This is a genomic window from Plantactinospora sp. DSM 117369 (assembly GCF_053764795.1).
This window is the reverse complement of the sequence record NZ_CM132446.1, coordinates 6,442,487-6,461,933: the sequence shown is the minus strand read 5'-3', so window position 1 is coordinate 6,461,933 and position 19,447 is coordinate 6,442,487. Positions and strand designations below refer to the sequence as shown.

19 protein-coding genes are annotated in these 19,447 nt (G+C 70.5%); 7 read left to right on the top strand and 12 right to left on the bottom strand.

The features are described 5' to 3' along the window. Positions 1-52: 52 nt before the first annotated feature. Positions 53-652, bottom strand: coding sequence for a hypothetical protein (locus tag ACSMXO_RS27580; protein WP_455414411.1), 600 nt, complete (start codon positions 650-652; stop codon positions 53-55). A gap of 137 nt (positions 653-789) precedes the next feature. On the opposite strand from ACSMXO_RS27580, the gene ACSMXO_RS27575 reads away from it, so the two are divergent. Together ACSMXO_RS27575 and ACSMXO_RS27570 are read left to right on the top strand one after the other, a co-directional pair. Beyond that, the gene (locus ACSMXO_RS27575) at positions 790-1,557 is read left to right on the top strand and encodes a MerR family transcriptional regulator (protein ID WP_455414410.1); all 768 of its coding nucleotides are present in this window, start codon (positions 790-792) and stop codon (positions 1,555-1,557) included. A gap of 158 nt (positions 1,558-1,715) precedes the next feature. After that, the gene (locus ACSMXO_RS27570) at positions 1,716-2,540 is read left to right on the top strand and encodes an SAM-dependent methyltransferase (RefSeq protein ID WP_346261316.1); all 825 of its coding nucleotides are present in this window, start codon (positions 1,716-1,718) and stop codon (positions 2,538-2,540) included. Between the two features lie 202 nt (positions 2,541-2,742). Here ACSMXO_RS27570 and ACSMXO_RS27565 read toward each other — a convergent pair whose 3' ends face one another. From ACSMXO_RS27565 to ACSMXO_RS27530, 8 genes are all read right to left on the bottom strand, one after another. Beyond that, positions 2,743-3,570, bottom strand: coding sequence for an SDR family oxidoreductase (locus ACSMXO_RS27565; protein ID WP_455414409.1), 828 nt, complete (start codon positions 3,568-3,570; stop codon positions 2,743-2,745). A 320-nt stretch (positions 3,571-3,890) separates the two neighbouring features. Continuing rightward, complete coding sequence (locus ACSMXO_RS27560) at positions 3,891-4,223, bottom strand: YciI family protein (RefSeq protein ID WP_346261319.1); 333 nt, start codon at positions 4,221-4,223, stop codon at positions 3,891-3,893. A 43-nt stretch (positions 4,224-4,266) separates the two neighbouring features. Then, entirely contained in the window at positions 4,267-4,992 is a 726-nt protein-coding gene (locus tag ACSMXO_RS27555; RefSeq protein ID WP_455414408.1) for a TetR/AcrR family transcriptional regulator, read from the bottom strand. Between the two features lie 67 nt (positions 4,993-5,059). Then, a complete protein-coding gene (locus ACSMXO_RS27550; RefSeq protein ID WP_455414407.1) occupies positions 5,060-5,281 on the bottom strand; it encodes a hypothetical protein in 222 nt (73 codons plus the stop codon). A 584-nt stretch (positions 5,282-5,865) separates the two neighbouring features. After that, positions 5,866-6,627 carry an ABC transporter permease gene (locus tag ACSMXO_RS27545; protein WP_346261322.1) on the bottom strand — a complete coding sequence of 254 codons (762 nt, stop codon included), beginning with the start codon at positions 6,625-6,627 and terminating at the stop codon, positions 5,866-5,868. Further along, positions 6,624-7,415: an ABC transporter ATP-binding protein gene (locus ACSMXO_RS27540; RefSeq protein WP_455414406.1), complete on the bottom strand. Its 792-nt coding sequence runs from the start codon at positions 7,413-7,415 to the stop codon at positions 6,624-6,626. The genes ACSMXO_RS27545 and ACSMXO_RS27540 overlap by 4 nt, the downstream gene beginning before the upstream one ends. A 185-nt stretch (positions 7,416-7,600) precedes the next feature. Then, positions 7,601-8,446: a DUF4097 family beta strand repeat-containing protein gene (locus ACSMXO_RS27535; RefSeq protein WP_455414405.1), complete on the bottom strand. Its 846-nt coding sequence runs from the start codon at positions 8,444-8,446 to the stop codon at positions 7,601-7,603. Between the two features lie 74 nt (positions 8,447-8,520). Further along, positions 8,521-9,054 (bottom strand): YlcI/YnfO family protein, encoded by a 534-nt coding sequence (locus tag ACSMXO_RS27530; protein ID WP_455414404.1) that lies wholly within the window; start codon positions 9,052-9,054, stop codon positions 8,521-8,523. Between the two features lie 457 nt (positions 9,055-9,511). Here ACSMXO_RS27530 and ACSMXO_RS27525 point away from each other — a divergent pair, with 457 nt between their 5' ends. From ACSMXO_RS27525 to ACSMXO_RS27510, 4 genes are all read left to right on the top strand, one after another. After that, on the top strand, positions 9,512-11,092 hold the full coding sequence (locus ACSMXO_RS27525) for a serine/threonine-protein kinase (RefSeq protein WP_455414403.1): 1,581 nt from the start codon (positions 9,512-9,514) through the stop codon (positions 11,090-11,092). A gap of 331 nt (positions 11,093-11,423) precedes the next feature. After that, positions 11,424-11,723, top strand: coding sequence for a WCX domain-containing protein (locus tag ACSMXO_RS27520; protein ID WP_455414402.1), 300 nt, complete (start codon positions 11,424-11,426; stop codon positions 11,721-11,723). 263 nt (positions 11,724-11,986) lie between these two features. Further along, the gene (locus ACSMXO_RS27515; RefSeq protein ID WP_455414401.1) at positions 11,987-12,997 is read left to right on the top strand and encodes an ATP-binding cassette domain-containing protein; all 1,011 of its coding nucleotides are present in this window, start codon (positions 11,987-11,989) and stop codon (positions 12,995-12,997) included. Continuing rightward, positions 12,994-13,785, top strand: coding sequence for an ABC transporter permease (locus tag ACSMXO_RS27510; RefSeq protein ID WP_346261329.1), 792 nt, complete (start codon positions 12,994-12,996; stop codon positions 13,783-13,785). The genes ACSMXO_RS27515 and ACSMXO_RS27510 overlap by 4 nt, the downstream gene beginning before the upstream one ends. A 129-nt stretch (positions 13,786-13,914) precedes the next feature. Here the strand turns inward: ACSMXO_RS27510 and ACSMXO_RS27505 are convergent, their stop codons facing one another. Next, positions 13,915-17,142 (bottom strand): ATP-binding protein, encoded by a 3,228-nt coding sequence (locus ACSMXO_RS27505; RefSeq protein WP_455414400.1) that lies wholly within the window; start codon positions 17,140-17,142, stop codon positions 13,915-13,917. Positions 17,143-17,209: 67 nt separating this feature from the next. Between ACSMXO_RS27505 and ACSMXO_RS27500 the strand changes: the two genes are divergently transcribed. Then, complete coding sequence (locus ACSMXO_RS27500) at positions 17,210-17,374, top strand: aldehyde dehydrogenase family protein (protein WP_455419319.1); 165 nt, start codon at positions 17,210-17,212, stop codon at positions 17,372-17,374. 71 nt (positions 17,375-17,445) lie between these two features. Here the strand turns inward: ACSMXO_RS27500 and ACSMXO_RS27495 are convergent, their stop codons facing one another. After that, positions 17,446-18,021 carry a hemerythrin domain-containing protein gene (locus ACSMXO_RS27495; RefSeq protein WP_455414399.1) on the bottom strand — a complete coding sequence of 192 codons (576 nt, stop codon included), beginning with the start codon at positions 18,019-18,021 and terminating at the stop codon, positions 17,446-17,448. Between the two features lie 193 nt (positions 18,022-18,214). Then, positions 18,215-19,417: a putative manganese transporter gene (locus ACSMXO_RS27490; protein WP_455414398.1), complete on the bottom strand. Its 1,203-nt coding sequence runs from the start codon at positions 19,415-19,417 to the stop codon at positions 18,215-18,217. Between the last annotated feature and the right edge of the window lie 30 nt (positions 19,418-19,447).

Sequence of the window (19,447 nt, the reverse complement as noted above, 5' to 3'; positions counted from 1 at the left end):
GAGAGCGGGCGCGGGCGGCGCCGCCGGGCGTGGCTCTGGCGCGCCACGGTGGTCAGGCTGGGGCAGCGGGGCCGTCATGGACCAATCGCCAGCCCAGTACGCCGTACCAGACCATGACCGGCAGGTGGAGGGCGTAGCCGAGCTGTTCCAGCGTTGCCGAGAGGCCGTCGGTCCCGGCTGTCCAGGGCAGCAGAACGGCGGCGAGGCCCGACAACGCGGCGACCACGCCGGCGCGGCGAAGTCCGGTGGGCAGCGGGGTGCCGAGCGCGGTCGCCAGGGTCGCGGCGGCCCAGAGCAGCCCGGCCAGGTTGACGGTCCACTTGGCGGTGAGTAGGACCGCCCAGGCCGCTGCGGTGGCGGTCGGGTCCGTGGGATCGGCGGCCAATTGGGTCAACGCCAGGTTTCCGGCGTCGTGGAGCAGGCCCGCCACGCCGGCGCAGGCCAGCAGCCCGCCGGCCAGCGTCACCAGGTGTGGCCTGGGCGCCGTGCGGCGGCTGACCATGATGAGCGCGGCCGCGAGCAGGGCGAGCCAGCCGGTTACGTCGAGCCCCAACTCGAGCAGGTGCAACTCGACCCGTGCATGCACCGCCGCCAACACGGCGGCGGGGTCGGCCGGATTCAGGGTTAGCCCCGATGGCACGACGACCGCCACACCGGCAAGCATGGCCGTCAACGAACTTAACAGCAGCAGGCCCGTCAGTCGGGCTGCGCCACTACGGTCAGTGGGACTCATGGCCGGCACGCTAGAACCCTGACGCAGGGAGAAGGTCAAGGCAGGAGGAGGAAGCCGTGTGGCGCATCGGAGAGCTGGCGGGGATGGTGGGAGTATCCGAACGCACCCTGCGGCACTACGACAAGATCGGGTTGCTGGTACCCGCCACAGTGGACCGGGCCACCGGCTACCGGTGGTACGGCGTGACCGAACTGGGCCGGCTGGAGCGCATCCGAGGACTACAGCACCTCGGCCTGTCACTCCGCCAGATTGCCGACATCCTGGACGCCCCCGACGCGCACCTCCGGCAGGCCCTGGCCGAAACCGTGGCCGCCCTACGTCGCGACATCGCAGTGAAGGCCGCAGCCGTCGCCGCGGCTGAGGACCGGCTCGCCAGGCCGATGTCGGTCCTGCCCCAGCAGGCTACGGTCGGTGGGCGCCGCCTGAACGTGCGCTACCTGCGAATCGGCCACCCGTCCGAGTTGGCCGTCCGGTGCCCGCCACCCGCGGCGGTCCTGCTGACCTGGCTCAGCGGGCAACCCACCGGGAATTTCCTGGCGGCCGTCACCGCCGAGCACAGCGGGGAACGGCTCGATCTGCCCGCCCGCACGGTGGTGCGAGCCATCGTCCCACCGGCAACCGGCGTGGTCCGTGCCGGCCTCGACCTGTTCGACTGGTTGTATCGGCGTGGCCTGACCGTCTCCGGACCCACCCTGGAGGAGCACCTGGTCGACGCCGATGCCGCCAGCGCCACTGTGCTTGAGGTACCGGTGCGACCCGCGACGCTCCCGGCACACCTCGCGGCCGACGAGACGACGACGGGTGCTCTTGGGTGTCGGCGCTGAGGTTGGCGAATCGGTGTTGACCGGCCTCAAGACGCAGGCGCAGACCGGCGGTTGACCGCCGGACCGCACCGGGCTGGGCCGGGCGAAGAGGCGTGGTTCTACTATGCTGATCATTCATTTGTCCGTAACCGTGCCCGGCTAGGCCCGATGGAGCATAGATGTCCGATTTGCGCTCGAGCGATCAGGATCCGGTGAACTCGAGGCTCGACACCAACGTGCCGCACACGGCACGGGTCTGGAACTACTGGCTCGGCGGTAAGGACAATTTTGCGGTCGATCGGGAGGTCGGAGAAAGGGTCAAGGACATCTTTCCCGTCGTGATCGAGCTGGCGCGTGCTGACCGGCTGTTCTTGGGACGGGCTGTCCACTACCTGGTCGCCGAGGCGGGGATCCGCCAGTTCCTGGACATCGGTACCGGGCTGCCCACCCAGGACAACACCCATCAGGTCGCGCAGCGGGTGGCCCCCGAAGCGCGGATCGTCTACGTCGACAACGATCCACTGGTGCTGGTACACGCGCGCGCCTTGCTGACCAGTTCCGCAGAGGGCGCCACCGACTACATCGACGCCGACCTGCACGATCCAGAGACCATCTTGCGGCGGGCGGCCGACACGCTGGACTTCGCCGAGCCGGTGGCGATCATGCTGCTCGGCATCATGCACTTCATCAACGACGATGACGAGCTACAGCAGATTATCGACCGGCTGCTGGCCGCGGTACCGTCCGGAAGCTACGTGGCCGTGGCCAACACCACCACGGCGGTCAACGGTGAGGCCACCGCCGAAGCGGTCCGCGTGTGGAACCTCGATGCCCAGCCGAAACTGAAACTGAGGACCCCCGAGCGAATCGCCGAGTTCTTCGCCGGCCTTGAGGTCGTAGAGCCGGGCTGGGTCTCCTGCTCACGGTGGCGCCCCGAGCCGCAGGACGACGGCAGCCTGCCGGTCGAGGTCGACCAGTGGTGCGGGATCGTGCGCAAACCATAGGCCGCGGCCTGGCATGGTGGCCGCGACGGCGGTTACGTCGAGCCTGAGTCGTCGCACGAGGGGCGGCTGCGGTTCCCTGCCGCTGCGGTGATGACCTGCTGCGGCTCACCGGGTACGCCACGACCGATCGTCGATGAGCTGGCCAGCGGAGGTCGTGGCGGGGCGACCGGGCGGCGTACCGGCGAAGCGGAGTCGAACAGCGTCAGGCGACGGTGTGGTGGCCGGCCTTGACGACGTCGTCGTACTCGCGGCGTCGGGTGTCGTAGGCGGACTCCAGGAACGCCTCCGAGTCGCGACCGACCGGCAGCCGCAGCGGTGGCGACTGCATCCCGCTGAGGCGCCACACGACGTCGGCGAAGACCTCGGGCGGGTTGATGTCCTGGTTGTCGTTCATGCCGCGTAGCGCGCCAAGGGTGCCGTCGCTGATCGGCGCGTAGTCCTCGATCCGCTGCACCGGCAGTCTCAGCGCGGTGGCGTACCCGGTGGCGAAGCCCCCCGGCTGCAGGATGGTCACCTTCACGCCGAGGTGGCCGGCCTCGGCGGCGAGCGACTCGGCCATGCCCTCCAGCGCCGCCTTGCTCGCGTTGTAGGCAGTGAGGCCCGGGAACGGCACCATGCCGGCGATCGAGCTGACGAAGACGGCGTGCCCGGACCGCTGCGCCCGCCAGAGCGGCAGGACCGCCCGGGTGAGCCGCCACGGCCCGAAGAGGTTGGTGTCGAACTGCGCGGCGAGCTGGTCGTCCGACACCTCCTCCAGAGTGCCGAACTGTCCGTAGGCGGCGTTGTTGACCAGGATGTCGATCCCGCCGAAGCTGTCCAGCGCCAACTCGACCGCCGCCTGACACTGCGCCCGGTCGCGTACGTCCAACGTGGTGGACAGCAGATTGTCGGGGTACTGGGCGATCAGCTCGGCCAGGGTCTCCGGGCGCCGTGCGGTGGCGAGCACCCGTTCTCCCTCGGCGGCGAGCCGGGCGGCGAGGGCGCGCCCGAGTCCGCTCGAACAACCCGTGATCAACCAGCGCTTTGCCATCGGCCGACAGTCCCATCCAGATAGTTACCTGCCGACCGCAGCCTGTCAGGGTCTCCGGTCCGGGTGAAGAGGCATCTCCTGTCGTCTATCGGATAGACCGGCGCACCGGCCGCCGCCGGCACCGCTTCGAGGAGGCGACCATCCCCCTTCCCGCCGGGCCCGGCTGGTGCCCCAGAATCCCGGCTTGCCGTCCGGCCGCTCGGTGGTGGGCGGCGTGCCCGCGATCTGATCCAGCCCGCTCCGTGATCTGGCGTTGTTCGGCAGCCGATAGCGCGTCGCCGACGGCCGGTCGGGCCGAGATGTCTGCGTTGGCCGGCGGCCTACGGCGACTCCTGCAATGGCCACACCTCGACGACACCCTGCGCGACCGCGCATGGCGTTTTCGACACGAGTTGGACGGCTTCCTCCATCGTTGCGGCTTCGATGATCGCGAATCCGGCCACCGGAAGAGCGGAGGACATGTAGGGGCCGCTCGCCACGGTCATACCGGCGTCGTCGTGGTTGCGCACCTGTACGGGCGAGCCGGCAATGCCCATGTCGGCTCCCGCCGCACGCAAGCGCGCGTCGTGCGCGTGGGCCTCATCGCGTACCGCCGCGTCGGTGCGGTCGTAGCCGTCCTGCTCGCCGTATCCGATAGTCACAAACCTGGCCATGACGGCTCCCTCCGCTGGTTCGTACGGACTGCCTGAACGGTGTTCATCGGTCGTCTCCTCTCGTGGCGGTTGGGCGTTCGGTCTGTGCGGGGGCGGCCTGGCCGCGCGGAGTGAGGCCCGCTCCTCGCTTCTTGCGGGGTGCAGCTGGAGCGGGTCGACGGGTTGCGTGATCGACGAACATGTCGACCACGTCGTCCAGATGGCGGGCCCAGCGGTCGCCGCCCGGGTCGTTCGCGATTTGCTGGTCGACCAGGCCGGTGACGAGTGCGGTGGAGATGTCGATGTCCGCCGGGTCGCTGACGCCGAGTCGGGCGAGGTTCTCCGTCCATTGCGACGGCAGACGGCCACCGGCGAGCGCCTCCGGAGCCAGCGCGTATGACTCCGCCGACGGTTCGAACCCGGGGATCGGGCGCTGGAAGAGGAGCTGATAGCGGGCGTTGTCGGCGACGCAGAAGGCGAGGTAGGCGCGGGCGGTCGTCTTCAGGCCGGCACGCGGGTCGACGGAAGGTGCCACCTGTGCCATCGCCTCCAGGAACTGGCGGTATCCGTTGGCGAACATGGCGTCGTAGATCGCGTGCTTGGAAGGGAAGTACGAGTACAGGGACTGTGGGCGCATCCGCACCCTGGCGGCGAGGTCCCGCAGGGACAGCCCGGCAAGGCCCTGCGACTGGGTCAGGTCCCACGCGGCCTGGATGATCTCGGCCTTGGTTTCCTGATGCCGTTCGGCACGCCTGTCACCGATCGGTTTACCTTCCATGCACAGGAGCATGACGCCGTGTGGTGCGGCTGTCAACAACTCACGGGACGGGACAGCAGATCGAGGCGGTGGGCCCGGCTCAGGTCGTCAACGACTTGAGGGCGTTGTCCAGCGTGGTGAATATGACGTCCGGGCCGCCGTCCCAGTGGGGCGTCGGATCGGGCTGGCCCGGTGCCCAGAGCCACCAGATGTTCTGCCAGGGGTCGAGCATCCTGCCGAGGGTCGATTCACCGTAGAAGGGGGTCGGTTCGGGGACGGTGGTGGCGCCGTGAGCGTTGGCACGGTGCAGCACCGTCGCCACGTCCCGAACCCATACCTGGAGCAGACCAGGCCGCAGCGGTCAGCCGTCGAGCCGATCAGCGATCATCAGATCGACGCTACCGAGTCGTAGCTGGGCATGGATCAGCTTGCCGTCGGGCAGTTCCGGCGCCACCCGAACCGCTCTCCGGGTCGTAGGGCCGGCGGCCCTACCCGGCCGAAGCCGCCGGGGTCCCGTGTCTGCGCCGGTTTCCGGCTGCCGATTCAGCTACCGGCCGCCCGGCTTGGTCTGGAACCACAGGACCGCGGTTGCGGCGAAGAACAGCAGCACGAAGAAGACACACGGGCACAGCAGGATCCACGCCATTCCTTCCACAACGCGCAGCCTAGGCTCGTCGCAGCCTCAGGCCCGGGCCCGGTCGGCGCCACGGTGCGGTACGACGGCGGAGCTGGAGGACGCCGCGGCCAGTTCCACCTTCTGCACAGCGGTGCGGCGACGACCCGCTGCTGCCGCGCCGGGGTCAGCGCGTAGACCGGCCGGTCTGGCCGGTCCGGCATCCCCCCCGGTGCGCTACGACGGGGCGACCGGCCGCCCGAGAGGTGATGGACGGCCGGCTCCCCGGCGTTTCAGGCGATTCTGCGTCGGTAGGCGAGCATGGCGAACGCATAGGCGACGACAAGAATTCCGACGCACCAGGAGAGGGCGATCCAGATGTCACCGCCGGCCGGCTGCCGCTCGAGTAGCGCCCTGATCGTGTTGACGATGGAGGTGACCGGTTGGTTCTCCGCGAAGGCGCGCACTGGCCCGGGCATCGTGTCGGTGGGAACGAACGCCGAGCTCACGAAAGGCAGGAAGATGATCGGATACGAGAAGGCGGTCGCGCCATCAGTGGAGGATGCCGAGAGTCCGGCGATCACCGCGACCCACGTCAACGCGAGCGTGAACAGCACGAGGATCCCGGCTACGGCGAGCCATGCCAGTACTCCCGCCGACGAGCGGAAGCCCATGAGAAGCCCTACCAGGACGATGACCACCACGGAGATGGCGTTGGACACCAGCGAGGTCAGCACGTGTCCCCACAGCACGGACGAACGTGCGATCGGCATGGAGTGGAACCGCTCGAAGATGCCGCCCCGCAGGTCGTTGAACAGTCGGTAGGCGGTGTAGGAGATGCCGCTGGCGATCGCCATGAGCAGGATGCCGGGCATCAGAAAGTTGACATAGTTGTCGGTGCCCGCCTGGATGGCGCCGCCGAACACGTATACGAACAGCAGCATGAACGCGATCGGCATGATCGTGACCGTGATGATGGTGTCCAGGCTGCGCGTGACGTGGCGCACGGAGCGCCCGAGCATCACGCTGGTGTTGCTGAAGGAATGCGCGGTCATCGCTGCACCTGCTTCTCGTTCTCGTGGGTCCTGTCGCTTCCGACGATCGCCAGGAAGATCTCCTCCAGGGTGGGTTGCCGTTCCACGTATTCGACTTTCGCGGACGGGAGTAGCTTCCTCAGCTCTGCCAACGTGCCGGACACGATGATCGTGCCCTCGTGCAGGATCGCGATCCGGTCGGCGAGTTTCTCAGCCTCCTCCAGGTACTGGGTCGTGAGAAGGACCGTCGTGCCGCTGTCGGCGAGATTCTGGATCACCTGCCACACTTCGATGCGGGCCTCCGGGTCCAGTCCGGTGGTCGGCTCGTCGAGGAAGATGATCGGTGGGTCGCCGATGAGGCTCATGGCGATGTCGAGGCGGCGGCGCATGCCGCCCGAGTAGGCCGACACCCGGCGTCCGGCCGCATCGGCAAGGCCGAATCGTCCGAGCAGGTCGTCCGCGACCCGGCGGGGGTTCTCCACCTGCCGCAACTTGGCGATCATGACCAGGTTCTCCCGGCCGGTGAGGATCTCGTCGACCGCTGCGAACTGTCCGGTCAGGCTGATCGACTCCCGCACCCGCGCCGGCTGGGACAGGACGTCGAATCCGTTAACGCTTGCCGTGCCGTCATCCGGTTTGAGCAGGGTGGCGAGGATCCGCACGGTCGTGGTCTTGCCGGCACCGTTGGAGCCGAGTAACGCGAAAATGCTCCCGCTGGCCACCTCGAAGTTCACGCCCTTGAGCACCTGAAGCTTCTGATAGGACTTGCGCAATCCGTTGACCTGGATAGCCAGGTTCTGTGCTTCCATGCTTCGCGTCTCCCTATGCGGCAGTCAGGTTGGACAGGTCTGCCCCGAGACCTTTGAACTCGACCCAGGTCAGTCGGTCGTGTCCGCACGGAACAGATCGGATGTGACCTTGTCCGTGGACTGGCACCGTGCCGGTCCGGGCGGATCGCTTGACGGTCATGATGTCCCTTTCTGGGGCGGATGGATCAGGAGCGGTGGATGGTGATGTCGCCGTAGGAGGTGCGGCCGCGTACCTCGACGGTCTCGTCGGCCTCCTCGGGTCGGGTGGCGTTCTCCAACTGGTTGCGTACGTGTCCGAATCCGGTGTTGACCTCGAGCCAGGCGGCGGTGCCGTCGGCGACGCCGATGTCCAGGTCGCCCATGGCGGTCCCGAGCGTGACCGAGCCGCGGGCCACCTCGCCGAGGTGGATGTTGCCGTTGGAGGTCTTCGCGTCGACGCCGGCGCCGGCCCGTTCGATGTGGATGTGGCCGTTGGCGGCGCGGACCCGTACGTCGCCGGTGACCGCGTCGATCGTGGTGTCGCCGTTGGAGTTCTTGACTACCGCGGTGCCGTCGATCTCGCCGATCTGGATCTTGCCGGAGCCGGTGGAGATCTCGGCGTTGCCGTTGATGCCGTCGGCGGTCACGTGACCGGCCGACGTGTCCGCGCGCAGCGGGCCGGTTCGTTCGAGCCCGACGTTCCCGGCGGAGGTCTTGAGCCTGCACTGCCCGAGCCGGCCGGCGCAGCGGATGTCGCCCACCTGCAGTTGGGCGGAGAGCTGGGAGTCGCTGGGCAGTTGGATGGTCACGTCGACCGACCTGGTCTTGCGGGAGAAGTCGAGGGCGCGTGCCTTCGGGCCGGTGATCCGGAGCGTGCCGTTGGTGTAGTCGACCCGGACCTGCTGGGCGGCTTTCACGTCGGAGTCGTCGGCTTCGTCGCTCGGGCGGACCTCGACGAGGGTGTCGGTCCGGTCGCTCGCGGTGATCCGCACGTCGCCGACGCCGGCTTCGAGCGTGACGGAGATCGGCTCGGGGGTCTCGAATTTTGGCATGGTTGTCCCCGCATCATGGGTAGGTGAGTCGTCCCCGCAGGTCGGGGACGTGGGATGAGGTAAGCGTGGGGTGGTTAGCGCACCCAGCCGGTGAAGCGCTGCTTGGTCCGTTTGAGGCTGCCGGATGGCTCGGGTCGCTGGTGCTGATCCGGGCGCTGCAAGGTGGTGGCGGCCGCCCGGACGAGCCAGGCGTTGACTGAGCGGCCCTCCTTGGCCGCGGCCTCCTCGATGGCGGCCTTGAGCTGCTCGGGTAGACGTACGTTGATCCGTGCGGCGGGGCCGTCCTCGGCGATCAGCAGATCGTTGTCCGGGGGGTTGTCGAGCGTCGCCGTAGCGTGCTCGGCCGTGAGTTCGAGCGGCTCGGCGGGCGGCGGGGTCACGACGAAGCTCGGGTCGCGTCCGCGTAGCCGCAGTTCCACCGACCCCGGAGCCAGGTCTCGGGTGATCTCGTCGGCGGCGGCCGACAGCGCGTCCAGCAGCGTCATCCGGATCGCCGACTCGAGTGACCCGGTCAGGCGCTCGACCAGGGCACGCGTCTCCTCACCGCCGGCCTCGGCAAGGGTGGCGAACTCACGTCCGAGGTTGCCCACATATGAGGTCAAGTCCATGGTGCCATCATGGCACAACTGTGGCACACCAACAAGCCATGCTGGCTCAGGAGTGGTGCCATGGTCGGTGCTGGTTCATCGGGGAGATCAATAGGATCCGCCCGAACCCGTAACAAACGGTCATGGTGGGCTAGGCCGGCCCGGGCGGCACGTGAGTCACGACTCGTCCGTGCCTGGTGGGCCCCGCCAACCCACCGGAGTCCCGCTCGGCCCGAGCCCCGGGGCCGCCGGACCGACCTGCCCCGTGTGCTCCCGCACTCCGCCCCCGATCGCGCAACGGCGTCTCGAACCTCGCGATAGACGAGGCTCCCTCCCTCCTCCGCGCAGGACACGTCCCATCCGGCAGGTCCACTGCGGAGGCGCCGGAAACGCGGGGTGTTCGTCCCCGGGAGCCCCGTCCGGCTAGGGTCTCTCTCTACCGCAGGTGGGGCGCCGCGCGGCGAGGGGAGAACTCGAGATGAGCATGCCGCTGCTGCCGGGGGAACGGACCCGGCTCGGTAGGTATGAGCTGCTGGGCCGCCTGGGCGAGGGTGGCATGGGCACCGTCTACCTCGGACGAGATCAAGACGGGCGCAAGGTAGCTATCAAGATGGTCCGGCCCGAGTTCTCGAACGACGCCGAGTTCCGGGGCCGCTTCCGCAGCGAAGTCAGCCGGGCGCGCCAGGTGCCGCCGTTCTCGACCGCTGAGGTACTCGATGCCGACCCGGACCACGACCCGCCCTACCTCGTCGTCGAGTACGTCGACGGCCCGAGCCTCGCCAACGTCGTCAGGGAGCAGGGACCACTGTCCGCTTCCGCGCTGCACGGCGTGGCCGTCGGCATCGCCACCGCGCTGACCGCCATCCACGGTGCCGGGGTGATCCACCGCGACCTCAAGCCGGGCAACGTACTGTTCGCCATGGGCGGCCTCAAGGTTATCGACTTCGGCATCGCCCGCCCCTTCGAGGCGACCAGCCAGCACACTCGTACTGACCAGATAGTCGGCACGGTCGCCTACATGGCGCCGGAGCGCTTCGACCCGGAGAACGGTCGGCAGGTGACCTCCGCCGCGGACATCTTCGCCTGGGGTGTGGTGGTGGCGTACGCCGCGACCGCGCGTACCCCGTTCGCCGCCGACTCCGCACCAGCCACCGCCATGCGCATTCTCACCCAGCCGCCCGACCTTTCCGGGCTGTCCGGGCCGCTCCGCGATCTCGTGGATCGGGCACTCGTCAAGAATCCCGAGGAACGCCCGACAGCGCGGGAACTGCTCGACGTGCTGCTCGCCGGCGACACCCCGCAGCCAGAGATCACCACTGCGGTTGCCGCAGCGGCACTGACCGCCCGTGACAGGTTCCGGATGGCCGGCAGTAGTCCCGGGAAGGCGCAGACCGCAGCCCGGCCCGAGGCCACCCGCCGTAGACGGCTCCTGGGAGCCGGGGCCGCCGCCGCGACCCTCATCGTGCTGCTTGGTACGGGCCTCGCCGCTCTGAACGCGTTCCGTCCGGACGGCGGTGACCGGGATGGCTCCGGGGGAGCGTCCGCGCCGGCCGACCCGAGTCCGACGAGTGCGCGGCCTGCCCCGGCGGCCCCGGACCCGGACGCTCCGATCCTGCAGGGGAACCGGCGCACACTGATCCATCTCGCCGAGATCGACCGTGACCTGGCACTGGACTACCACTGGTACGAGGTGGAGGCTTCCGACGGCACCGGCATGAAGTCGCAGTTCGTCCTGGTGCCGATGGGCGTGGACTATCTGATCAGGTCGCTGCGCGGTGCGGATCGCGGCGACAACTCGGAGACCTGCCTGGGCGTCAAGATCACGCCAGACAAGCCGTCGTCGCTGGTCGCCGCCGAGTGCATTCCGACGCAGGCGACGCTCTTCTCCCTCACGCCCACCGGCGCCACGGATGACAAGAACAGACGGACCTATCACATCTACAACGAGGCCTACGGCTTCGTCCAGTGGAGCGCGGAACGCAAGGCGGTCTTCGTCGAGGAGGTCGGCGACGCCACCCCCACCGCGAGCTTCAGCCTCGTCGACCGGGGCGCGCTCTGAGCCCCCGAGTTCGGCTACCCCGGGTGGCAAGGTCGCGGAGAAGGGCGGGACCGCCGCAAGGTTCACCTGAGACGCATGTCCGAGTCGAGCCGGCGGTACCCGTCCGTGCCTTCGCTCCGGCCGGGTAGGGGCATCAGGGCGGCCGTGCGTCGGCCGAACTCTGCGCGAAGGCGTCCGGACGGCGATGGGCGGCGGGATGCACGGCACGTCGGGACCGTGCCGTGCAGCCGGTTGGCGTTGTCAGGCGCCGCGGTGATCGACGGCGACGTCCAGCACCCAGATCACGCCGAACCGGTCCCCCGCTTCACCCCGCGGGTACTGCCCGGCGGAGATGTCGCCAGATACGTCAGCGGAAAGTTCCAGGGCTCCGACGACGGGTCCGGCGGCTGGCCCTGCCGGGGTGTGGTGCTCCTCGACCTGCCCGCCGCCACCGTGGCCCGTTACACCCGGGACGGCATCGTCGAGGAACTCCGCCCCGACCGTTGCCGGCTACCTCGGATCCTGGTCATGGTCCAGCCTCGCCGGCACGCTCGGCAGATTCGACGCCGACATCGAGGTCGTCGAACCGGCGGAACTCAGGAACGCCTTCGCGGACCTCGCGCGCCGGTTCGCCAGAACCGCGACCGGTTGAGCGAGCCGACGGCGACGTCTTCCTCCGTGGCGACGTAGCGGAAGTCGCTGTGTTCCGGGAATCCGGTCGCTGCTGACAAGGACCGCAGTCGACGCCGCGCACGACCGGTACCGAGCGACTGGTCGGAGCGCGGGTCTGGGTACGGCGGGTTCGGTGCCCGGCCCGGCTGTCGATCTGACGGTTCGGTCCGGTTCCGGCCGGCCCGGGGGCGGTGAAACCATGGTGAAACCGCGGCGATCCGGTGCGGCGGCACCGTCGGGTGCATGACGAACATCCCGACCGAGCCGGCGATCGCGGTGACCGGCCTACGCAGGTCGTACGGCAGCCAGGTGGTGCTCGACGGCATCGACCTGCACGTCCGCGAGGGCAGCATCTTCTCGTTGCTCGGACCCAACGGGGCCGGCAAGACCACGATGGTCCAGATCCTGTCGACCCTCATCCGTGCCGACGCGGGTGAGGTCCGCGTCTGCGGTCACGACGTGGTCCGTGATCCGGACCGGGTGCGGGCGGCGATCGCTGTCACCGGCCAGTTTTCCGCGCTGGACAACTTCCTCAGCGGCGAGGAGAACCTGCTGCTCATGGCCGACCTGCACCATCTGGGCCGGGCCGAGGGGCGGCGACGGACGGCGGAGCTGCTCGAGCGGTTCGACCTCGGGGAGGCGGCGAGGAAGCCCGGCGCGGCGTACTCGGGCGGCATGCGGCGCCGGCTCGACCTCGCGATGGGCCTGATCGGCAACCCTCGGGTGATCTTCCTCGACGAGCCCACCACCGGGCTGGACCCGCGCAGCCGGCGCGACATGTGGCAGATCGTCCGGGACCTGGTCAGCCGGGGCGTGACGATCTTCCTCACCACGCAGTACCTGGAGGAGGCGGACCAGCTCGCCGACCGGATCGCCCTGCTCGACCGCGGCCGGCTCGTCGCCGAGGGCACCCCGGCCGAGCTCAAGCGGCGGGTGCCGGGCGGCCACGTCGAGCTGCGGTTCGCCGACGACACCGCCCGGACCGCAGCCGCCGCGATCCTGGACGTCGCGCCGCACAGCACGGACGACCCACTGGTCCTGCGGGTGCCCGGCGACGGCGGTGTCCGCTCGCTCAAGGCACTGCTCGACCGCCTTGACGACGCGGCGGTCGAGGTGGACGGGCTGACCGTGCACACCCCCGACCTCGACGACGTGTTCTTCGCCGTGACCGGCCAGCCCGCCTCGGCGGACGTTCCGGCTGCCGCCCCGGCGACCGTTTCCGCATCCGGCCCCGAGAAGGTGACCGCACGATGACCACGATGAGGCTGGCCGTCCGCGACTCGACCACGATGCTGCGCCGGCAACTGCGGCACATGTCGCGCAACCTGTCCGTCACACTGACGCTGCTCGCCGTGCCGATCATCTTCCTGCTGCTCTTCGTCTACGTGCTCGGCGGCACGCTCGGGGACGGCCTCGGCGGCGGGTCGGGCGGTCGCGGCGCCTACGTCAACTACGTCGTGCCCGGCATCCTGCTCATCACCATCGCGGGCGCCGTACAGGGCACCGCGATCTCGGTGGCGATGGACATGACGGAGGGCATCATCGCCCGGTTCCGCACCATGGCGATCGCGCGGGTGTCGGTCCTGACCGGGCACGTGCTGGGCAGCGTCCTGCAGACCCTGTTGCAACTCGCCGTCGTGCTGGGCGTGGCCGTGCTCGTCGGCTTCCGGCCGAACGCGAGCGCGATCGAGTGGCTGGCGGCGGCCGGGATCCTCGCCGCGACGACGTTCGCCCTCGTGTGGTTGGCCGTCGCGATGGGCCTGGCGACGAAGACCGTGGAGGCGGCGAGCAACCTGCCCATGCCCCTGATGGTGCTGCCCCTCTTCGGCAGTGGGTTCGTGCCCACCGACTCGCTGCCGGTCGGGCTGCGGTGGTTCGCCGAGTACCAGCCGTTCACCCCGATCATGGAGACGCTGCGGGGCCTGTTCCTCGGCACGCCGATCGGGGACAGCGGCCTGGTCGCGCTCGGCTGGTGCGCCGTGATCGCGCTGGTCGGGTACGTGTGGGCGAAGCGGCTCTACAACCGGGACCGTACTCGCTGATCGGTCCCCACCTCCCGGGCCCGGCTTTGGTAGCCGGGCCCGGGGTTGCCGCTTCCGCACCGCCGGGCCGGCGCCGGCGGCGGGCTCGGCCTCTCCCGGGCGGCGGGCTCGGCCTCGCCCGGTCGGGCCTCACCGATCGGGCGGGGGATGGTCCGTGGCGGTCTGCTCATCGGTCGGCCGCTCGCGTAGCAGGTCCAACGCCGCCGCGCGGACCCCGGCCCGGTCCAGGCCGGCGTAGGAGGACACCGCCTCGTCGTACGCCGCCTGGTCGGCCCGCCCGGCGTCCGCCCGGGCCGACGCGGCGGACATCGTGGGCTGGAAGTTGCGCAGGAACCCGAACCGCTCGGCCAGCGCGATCATCCGGGCCGCCAGCCGGACCAGGGCCGGGTCACCGGTCCGTTGGCCGCGGGCGAGGTCCGCCATGGCGATGGCCAGCAGCAGGGTGCCGTGGATCGCCTGCTCGATCATGTACGGCGGTGGACTGACCAGCGGATGGCTCAACAGATGCGTCAGGCGTCCGGGCAGCGCGTCGGCGATGCCGGCGACGAGATCGAGCCGGCCGTGCCGGGCGTGCGCGACGACGGCCACCGATCGCGCCTCCACCACCCACGGGTCCAGGTCGAACGGGATCCCGGTGGAGGCCATGGTGCCGGCGTCGCGGATCTGGTCGACGGCGCGGCGCCACAGCCGCAGTCCGGCCTCCACCTCGCCGCGGGCGAACAGCACCTCGCCCCGGACGCCGAGGTCGTAGCCGACCGTCTTGGCTTCCTCCGCGTCGAGCGCGATCCGCGTGAGTCCTTCCAGCCACCGCTCGGCCTCGACGGTGTCGCCGACCTGCAGGTTGGCCAGCACGAGCCAGGTCCGGACACCGGCCGCATCGGCCTGGGCGCCGAGTTGCTCGAGAATCGGCAGCGCCGCGACCAGGTGGTCCCGGGCCTCCGCGCCCTGCTCCAGCCGCAGGCAGAGCTCGGCGACCCGGCAGTGGCCGACCGAGCGCAGCCACGGTAGGTCCCGATCGGTGAAGAGGTCGAGCGCCTGCCGAGCCCTCTTCAGCGCCGCGTCGACGTCGCCGGCGGTCTCCCAGTAGTAGCTGGTGAGCGCGTTCGCGCCGGCGGCCAGCAGCGGCTCGGTGCTGTCACACATCCGGTGCAGCTCCACCGGATCGTCCAGCGCGCCGATCACCCAGCCGATCGCCCGGGTCACGGTGTCCGGCTGCGCCAGGCCGAGCCGGCGCAGCGCGACGACCGCCCGCACCGGCCGAGGCCCCTCGGAGCCGAACGTGTGCGCCACGGCCATGGTCAGGGCGGTCCGGGTCACCTCGACGAAGGGCGGCTCCGGCCGGTAGTGCGACAGTGGCCAGGAGGTCTGCCGGACCAGGGTCGAAAGCCGCAGGTGGTTGGACCTGAGGGTCCACATGCCGCCGAGGACCGCGGTGATCGCCGCGACGGTGGGCCGGTCGTCCCGGCCGAGGGCCCGCCGGAGCGCCTGGAGCAGGTTCTCCTGCTCCGCCTGGACCGTGGTGGCCGTGTCGTAGGGGTCGGAGCCGAGCAGGTTGGCGTGGTGGGCCATGCCGAACGCCCGCGCCCACCCGAGGAACGCGGTCGTCACGTCGTCGGTCTCGCCCGCGGCCGCCAGGCGTACGGCGCTGAACTCCCGGACCGTCTCGAGCATCCGCAGTCGGGTGCCCGACGGGGTGTCGAGCACCTTGATCAGCGAGTGATCGACCAGGTGCTCGAGCAGGCTGAGCACGTCCCGCTCGTGCGTGGTCGCGGGCAGCGCCTCAAGCAGCAGGCGCGCGGCGTCGGTGGTGAATCCGTCGGTGAACACCGACAGTGCGCGCATCGCCGCCTGGCCGGCCGGATCCAGCAGGTTCCAGCTCCAGTCGACGACAGCGTGCAGCGTGTGGTGGCGCTGCGGCGCGTCCCGGGCACCGCCCCGCAGCAGGCCGAAGCGGTCGTCGAGCCGCTGCGCGAGCTCCGCCACCGACATGATCCGCACCCGCGCAGCGGCCAGCTCGACCGCGAGCGGTAGCCCGTCGAGGTGACGGCACAGCTCCGCCACGGCCGCCGTAGGCAGGTCCACGCCCGGTCGCGCCGCCCGCGCCCGCTGCCCGAACAGCTCGACGCTCGTCGACAGGCTCAGCTCCGGTAGCGGGTAGACCGACTCCGACGACAGTCCCAGCGGCATTCGGCTGGTGGTGAGGATCCGCAGCTCGGCGGTCGTCGACACCAGGGTGCGGACCAGCTCGGCAGCACCGGCGACGACGTGCTCGCAGTTGTCGAGCACCAGCAGGGCCGGGCCGGTGGCGAGCGCGGCCGCGATGGCGACGGCGCCGTCGCCTGCGGTGCGCCCGGGCGCGCCCGGCGACCGGTGCTCGCCCACCCGGAGGGCCGTCGCCACCTCGCGGGCCACGTCGTCGTCGGCGACGATGCCGGCGAGCGGCACGACCGTGACCGTCAGCACCTCGGCGCGGCGGGCGATGACGTTGGCGAGCCGGGTCTTGCCGAGGCCGCCCGGCCCGACGATCGAGGTCACCCGGGAGGTACGCAGCAGCGCCTCCACCGCGGCGACGTCGTCGTCCCGGCCGAGCAGCGGGTTGGGCTCGTGCACGATGCCGCGCCGCACCGTGGGTACCACGCCCTGGAGCAGCCGCCGGTGTTCGGCCTGCAGCGCGGCGCCCGGATCGGTGCCGAGTTCGTCGCGCAGCGCCCGCCGGTAGGCGTCGTAGCGGGTCAGCGCCGTGGCCGGGCCGGCCGTCGCCGCCTCGCACCGCAGCAGCTCGATCAGCACCTCCTCGTCGCGCGGTCGATCGCCGGCCAGTTCGGCCAGCCGGTCCACCGCCTCGGCCGCCCGGTCGAGACGGGCGAGGGCGAGCGCGCGGGCCCGCACCAGCGTGCGGTAGGTGGCTCGCCGCTCCGCCCGCAGCGCGCTGACCGGGCTGTCGGCGTTGTCGGCCGGGCCGGGTCCGGCGCCGCCCCACAGGGCCAGGCCGGCCTCGGCGTGCGAGAGCGCGGCGGCGTGGTCGCCGGCACCAGAGCACCGGGCGGTCGCCGCGGCTCGGATCAGCACCGCCGAGCTGTCGACCTGGTCCTCGCTGAGCGTCAGCCGGTAGCCGGTCGGGGTCCGGACGACGACATCAGCGCCGAGCTGGGACCGCGCCCGGGAGACGAGGATCTGCAGCGCCTTGGGCGGGTTCTCCGGCTGCTCGTCCGGCCAGAGCCCGTCGACGAGCCGTCCGGTGCCGCAGCCGGTGCGCAGGTCCGCGGCGAGCAGGGCGATGAGACCCTGCAGCCGTGCACCCGCGATGTCCCGGCCACGGAAGGACACCCGGGACAGCAGGACGAGATCGGGGGGCACGGCACCAGGGTATCGATCCCGGACGGCATCGTGATCAGCGGAAGCGCCGCAGGTCCGCACGTCGTGGCTGTCGCGCCGGCCGTCCGGGAGCGGTACGCGGTCTGGTCCCCGCCTTCGCGGGTCTTCCGACACCCCGTTCGGAGGGGTGAAGCAGAGCGGCCTCGGCCGGGAAGGTGGCTCCGAGGGCATCCTGGAGTTCCTTGAGGAGAAGTACCTCGCCTTGACCGCGTGACCGTGCCGCCCCGCTCAGGACGGAGCCCCGGCGGGCGTACGGTCGCGGACGGTAGGTGAGGTGGAAAGAGGTCAGTCCTGATCGCGCTGCGATTCGCGCCAGTCGCGTACGGCGTCGCGGATCCGGTCGAAGACGGCCATGGGCGGACCGGCCATCAGATTCGCCGATGCGGACTCGCCGCTACGCGGGTGAGGGCGGGTCGGAGCCATCGCCTCGGCCGCGCGCAGTGCGCCGGCCATCCGACCGAGCTGGGCCGCGGAGAGGTTGCGACGCAGTGACGGGAACTCCTCCGTCTCCTCCCGGGTCGCGTGCGCGACGACCGCGTCGGCGAATCTCGACAGCCGCCGGTCGAAGTCGGGATGGTCGACGCCGAGGTCGTAGAGGGCGGCCAGTTCGTGCTTGGCCTCGTCCTCCTCGTGCCGGAGTTGCCCGGTGACGGTGTCACCTCGGTCGATCTTGCGTTGGGCGGTCGGGTGCACGACGATCTCCTCCGCGCTCTCGTGCACGGCGAGCAGCCGGACCAGATCCTCGAACAGCTCCCGCTTCTGAGTTCCCTCGGCACGGCCGAGCTGACCGAACAGCGTCTTGATCTGCTTGTGCTGCTCGATCAGCAGGTCCAGGACGTCCTGCTTCACACCTGCCGTCACGTTCGTCACCCTCCTCCGGTCGACCTCGGCTGCGCTGCTGTTTCCCGGCGCGGAGGCTTCCATGTGTCCCGGCTCGGTGCGCGGGCCCCGGAGCTGCCGCAGCGGCGCCGGGCGCGGATTCCCCGCCGGTGCCGGAGCTGTCGTTCGGCGGGATCGGATGGTACGAGCGCCGACGGGTGCATTTCTGTCGTGTTCAGCCGAGCAGTGCGAGCAGCGCCAGCCCGACCAGGATGGCCGGGATGGTGGTGATCACGGTCGCGGTCACCGCGGCGCGGCGGCGCAGTGCCGCCAGTGGGATCAGGGCATCCCCGTCCTGGCTGATCGCGTTGGCCACCAGTGTCGTCACGGGCAGGCCGCCGCTGATGAAGATGCCGGTGAAGACGATCTGGACGGCGCAGCCGGGGATGAGCCCGATCAACGCGCCGACGAGTACCCCGACCATTCCGGCGAACGCCAGCTGGGAGCCGTCGAAACCGGTGGTGGTGCTGAGAACCTGCCAGCCGAGGTAGGCCGCCGCGACCCAGACGGTGATGAACGAGGCCTCGTGGGCGCTGTGTCGCATGGCGTCCCGCCTGCTCGACGGGGTGGCGGTGGCGACCGTGTCGTCGGCGAAGCGGCCTCGCCCGGCGGCGAAGATGAGCAGCGCGACCAGCGTTCCGCAGCAGCCGAGCGCGAGATAAGGGTCGATTCCGCCGAGCGCGCCGGTGAGGCGTTGCGGGTCGACGGCGTGGAACACTACCGGTACCGACACCAGGAAGGCCGGCATGGTGAGCCCCCAGAACACCAGGGACATCCGGACGGGGCGCCCCGGCACCGCGCCCGGCGCCAGGGCCACGGCCAGGGTCGCCGACACCGGACGGGTACCGGCCGTTCCCGCTCGGTCGTCGGTGCCGGCCCGAGCCGCGGGGTACGGCCGCACGGTGCTCGCCGGCAGGCTCGCTTCGGATGCCCGCGCGGCGGTCACCCGCCGGGTCAACCAACTGGCGCGGGTCCGGAGGGCGTTGGCCGGGTCGACGCCGAGCAGGTCCACGGTGTACCCGGTGGCCAGGCCCACGGCGAAGAGCAGTGCATGGATCTTGAGCGCGATCCCCGGATCCGCGGCGATGACCACCCAGGACGAGTCGCCCATGGTTGCCGCCAGGGCGGCCACGACCGTCCCGAAGGAGACCTTGCCGCGCGCGTACAGGGGCATCAGGATGATGGCGCCGCCGCAGCCCGGGCTGACTCCGAGCAGCGCGCCAACCAGGGGGCCGAGCCGGGGGCGCCGGGTCAGGTGGTCGGTGACCCGGTCGCCGTACCGCCAGCGCAGCCAGCCGAACAGCGCGACCATCACCGCGACGTAGACCCCGACCTGCATGAACGCATCCGCCAACGGGCGGGCGAGTAATTCGATCATGATTGTGTCTTCCGGCTGGGGCCGCGCCGA